Raw genomic sequence first — 4,598 nt, 5'->3', positions numbered from 1 at the left:
GCCTGGAGGCCGTCAACCGCCTGGCCTATTACGGCATCCACGGCCCCAAGGGCCTGCCGCGCGACATCGTCGACAAGGTGCACGACGGGGTCAAGAAGGCGCTCGAGATCCCCGACGTCAAGAAGCGCATCGAGGACACCGGCTCGCTGATCGTGGCCAACACGCCCGAGCAGTTCGCGGCGCAGATTGCGGCGGAGTTCGAGGTCTACAAGAAGGTCGTGGCGGCACAGAAGCTCAAGCTTGATTGACTTGAAACCCCTCGCCCAACCTCGCATCGCTGCACGCGAGCGAGTCTGGTCGGCCCCCCGAGGGGGCGGCGATGCTTGCGGCATTGAGCCGCAAGCACATCGCCAAACGGGGCCGGCTTGGGAGCGGCCCGGCGCTCGGCCCGAACTCACTGAGCTACATGGGTGCTAAGTTCGCTGATCCGGCGATAGAGGCCTTCATCGAAGCGCTCTGGCTGGAAGACGGCCTGAGCGCCAACACGCAGGCGGCCTACCGGCGCGACTTGAGTGCGCTGGCGGCCTGGCTGGCGCCCGCCTCGCTGGACGCTTGCACCGAGCTCAAACTGTTCGAGTACGCGGCCGCCAAGCCGGCCGGCAAGGCCACCAGCGCGAACCGGCGGCTGTCGGTCTTCAAGCGCTATTTCCGCTGGGCGCTGCGCGAGGGTCGCGTCCAGGCCGACCCGACGCTCAAGCTGACGACGGCCAAGCAGCCGCTGCGCGTACCCAAGCTGCTCAGCGAGGCCCAGGTCAGCGCGCTGCTGGATGCGCCGGACGTCGACACGCCGCTGGGCCTGCGTGACCGCGCGATGCTGGAGCTGATGTATGCCAGCGGCCTGCGCGTGAGCGAACTCGTCACGCTCAAGAGCGCGCATGTCGCCTTCAAGGATGCGGTGCTGCATGTCACGGGCAAGGGCAGCAAGGCCCGCCTCGTGCCCTTTGGCGAACACGCAAGGGACTGGATGACGCGCTATCTGCGCGAGGCCCGCGCACAGATCCTGGCCGGCCAGAGCAGCGACGACCTCTTCGTGACCGCCCGCGGCGCCGGCATGACGCGGCAGATGTTCTGGACCCTGATCAAGCGACACGCGCTGGCAGCCGGCATCACCGTGCCGCTGTCACCGCACACGCTGCGCCACGCCTTTGCCACGCATCTGCTCAATCATGGTGCGGATCTGCGTGCCGTGCAGTTGCTTCTGGGGCATGCCGACCTGTCGACGACGCAGATCTACACCCATGTGGCGCGGGAGCGCCTCAAAGCCTTGCACGCCGAGCACCATCCTCGGGGCTGAGCGCGGCCGACTCTCGTTTTCCCGCCCTCGGGTTGCACCGAAGCTTCGTTCGTTTCGTTGGTTTCAAACCTGTCGGCGGGCCACAACACCCACCTTCACGGGCCTGTTACGAGGGGCAAACTCCGCCGCCATCACAAATCGATCACGGAGTCCCCATGCACGCCACCCGCCTGCTGCCAACCGCGCTTGCCGCCATCACCCTCTTTGCCACCACCTCAGCCCTGGCCCAGGAAGCCAGCAACCTCGAGCGCGTGACAGTCATCGGCTCCCGTAAGAGCCTGCCCGCCGCGTCCAGCACCGACACGCTGGTGCCTGTCGACATCTATTCGATGAGCAAGATCACCGAGGGCGGGGGTCAATTCGATCTGGCGCAGACGCTGCAATACCTGTCGCCGTCCTTCAACTCGACGCGCCAGACCGGCGCTGACGGCGCCGACCTGATCGACTCGGCTGCGCTGCGTGGCCTGGGCTCGGACCAGACCCTGGTGCTCGTCAACGGCAAGCGCCGCCACACCGTGGCGCTGGTCAACTTGTTCGGCGCGCGCAACCGCGGCGCGACGGGCACGGACATGAATGCCTTGCCGCTGCTGGCCATCGACAACGTGCAGGTGCTGCGTGACGGCGCGGCGGCCCAGTACGGCTCTGACGCCATTGCCGGCGTCGTCAACATCCAGCTGAAGAAGAAGGCCGGCTGCGAGGCCGTGGCGGGCTATGGCCAGTACTCGGCGGGCGACGGCAAGAACTACCTCGCCTCTGCCTATTGCGGCATCAAGCTCGGCGACGGCTCGCTGGGCATCACCGGCGAATGGCAGGACCGTGGCCGTTCCAACCGCAACGACCCCAACGACGAGAACGTCGGCCCCCGCACCATTGGCGACACCGCGGTCACGAACAAGACGGTCTATCTGAACGGCGAGTTCCCGCTGGCGGCCGAGAACAAGCTCTACGTCACCGCCGGTGCGCAGAACCGCGATGCGTCGTCCGGCGCCTGGGCGCGTGGCGGCGTCGGCTCCAGCGACGTGCCGTCGCGCAACTCCGCCGCGATGTACCCTGACGGCTTCGTGCCCTTCATCAACGGCAAGATCGAGGACCGGTATGTCAGCGTCGGCTGGAAGTCGACCTTCGCCGGCTGGGACACCGACCTGTCGCAGACCTATGGCTCCAACAAGATGCGCTACAACATCAGCAACACGCTGAACGCATCCATCGCCAACAAGGATCTGCTGGCCGGCGGCAAGGGCATCAGCCCGTCCAGCTTTGACGCCGGCGGCTTCGGCTTCAGCCAGGCGACGACCAACTTCGATGTCAGCCGCTTCTTCCCAGACCTGCTCGGGGGCAGCAACATCGCCTTCGGCGCCGAGTACCGCAAAGAGAAGTACGACATCGTCGCTGGCGAACTGGGCTCGTACCAGGACGCCGACGGCCTGAACTTCGGCGGCATCGCCGGCAGCCAGGGCTTCCCGGGCTTTCAGCCGGTCGACATGACCAACCGCAGCCGCAACAGCCAGGCGCTGTATGCCGATTGGGAAGCCAGCTTCACGCCCAGCCTGACAGTGGACGCAGCCATCCGTGCCGAGCACTACAGCGACTTCGGCTCCGAGACCACCGCCAAGCTGGCGGCCAGCTACAAGCTCGGCAAGGAAGTGCTGCTGCGCGGCGCGGCCAGCACGGGCTTCCGCGCCCCCAGTCTGCAGCAGCTCTACTTCTCGTCTACCTTCACCGACTTCATCAGCGGCGAGCCCGTGCAGGTGAAGCTGGCTCCGAACGGCAGCGCCATCCCRCTGGCCGCGGGTGTGCCACCGCTGAAGCAGGAGAAGTCCAAGAACTTCACGCTCGGTCTCACCGTCAAGCCGAGCGCCGACACCGCGCTCACTGTAGACCTCTACCAGATCAACATCCGAGACCGCATCGTGCTGTCCGGCCGCTTCACGGCCAGCAACTACCCGCCGCTGGCACCGCTGTTGAACAGCCAGGGTGTCGAGCAGACGGCCTTCTTCGTCAACTCCATCAACACGCGCACCCGCGGCCTGGACCTGACGGCGTCCAACCGCATGAAGCTGGGCGCGGGTCAACTCAGCACCTTCCTGGCGCTGAACATCAGCCGCACGACGGTGACGGCCATCCACGCACCGGCAGCGCTGAAAGGGTACGAGGATGTGCTGCTGTCGACGCGCGAGCGCCTCTTCATCGAGGAGGCCGGCCCGCGCGCCAAGGGCACGCTGGGCTTCGAGTACGCCCAGGGCGCCTGGACGGGTGAGGCCAAGATCATCCACTTCGGCAAGCAGACGCAGGGCGCTTTCACCGAAGGCATGACGCTGAACTACAAGCCCAAGACCTCGATGGACCTGGGCGCCACCTGGCAGGCCACGCCGGCGCTGAAGCTCAGCATCGGTGGCAACAACGTCTTCAACGTGAAGCCGTCGCGCCAGGACCCGTTCGAGACCGACAACGGCTTCTACTACGACAGCGTGCAGTTCGGCCTGAATGGCGCGTCCTACTACGCGCGGGCCTACTACCGCTTCTGAGTCGCTCGCTGACAATCCGGGCGGATGGACCACAGCTTCCTCTCCGCCCTGATCCTGCTGCTGCTGGTGCTCGACCCGCTCGGCAGCCTGCCCGTGTTCATTCCCATCATGCGTGCGGTGCCCAAGGAGCGCCGCACGCGGGTGGCGTTGCGCGAGGTGGGCATCGCCTTCTGCGTGCTGTTTGCCTTCATGTTCCTGGGCGAGGGCTTCCTGCGCGTGATGCACCTGTCGGAGCGCTCGCTCGAGGTGGCTGGCGGCGTGATTCTGGTGATCATCGCCATCCGCATGATCTTCGGCAGCTCGGGCGAATCGGCCTATGGCCTGGAGCCCGGCAAGGAGCCGCYGATCTTTCCGCTGGCCGTGCCGCTGCTGGCTGGGCCATCGGCCATGGCCACGGTGTTGCTGCTGGCGTCCCGCCAGCCTGACCGCATTTACGAGTGGATTGGTGCGCTCAGCGCGGCCCTGCTGGTCTCGGGCCTGGTGCTCGTGCTGGCGGACCGCATCCGCAAGCTGCTGGGCGACTCGGTGGTCTCGGCCATCGAGAAGCTGATGGGCCTGGTGTTGACGGCCATCGCCGTCGAGATGGTGCTGGCCGGCCTGAAGCGCTACTTCGTCGGCGGTTTGTAGTCCTTGGTCGGCCAGCGGCCGGCCTTACTTGTTCTTGAGCTTGGCTTCCTTGCCCTTGGGCAGCACGGCCGTCATCGGTGGCACCGGGCGATCCGAGCCCGCCGCCTTGCCGGGGCCCGTGTCCTTCTTGGGTTTCTTCGTCATCTTGTTGC

The 4,598-nt window shown here is 66.4% G+C and carries 3 protein-coding genes and 1 pseudogene; all 4 read left to right on the top strand.

The genetic code is table 11. The features are described from left to right. Positions 1-248, top strand: a pseudogene (locus tag ACXJKR_RS24810) (ABC transporter substrate-binding protein); the annotation flags it as partial. A gap of 158 nt (positions 249-406) precedes the next feature. Continuing rightward, the gene (gene xerD / locus ACXJKR_RS24805; protein ID WP_457325081.1) at positions 407-1,294 is read left to right on the top strand and encodes a site-specific tyrosine recombinase XerD; all 888 of its coding nucleotides are present in this window, start codon (positions 407-409) and stop codon (positions 1,292-1,294) included. A 155-nt stretch (positions 1,295-1,449) separates the two neighbouring features. After that, positions 1,450-3,819, top strand: coding sequence for a TonB-dependent receptor plug domain-containing protein (locus ACXJKR_RS24800; RefSeq protein ID WP_457325079.1), 2,370 nt, complete (start codon positions 1,450-1,452; stop codon positions 3,817-3,819). A 24-nt stretch (positions 3,820-3,843) separates the two neighbouring features. Continuing rightward, complete coding sequence (locus tag ACXJKR_RS24795; RefSeq protein WP_457325078.1) at positions 3,844-4,446, top strand: MarC family protein; 603 nt, start codon at positions 3,844-3,846, stop codon at positions 4,444-4,446. Positions 4,447-4,598 lie beyond the last annotated feature (152 nt).

Source organism: Roseateles sp. P5_E11, from assembly GCF_054049355.1.
Note: the sequence above shows the minus strand (reverse complement) of the source record. Positions and strands in the feature narration are given on the sequence as shown.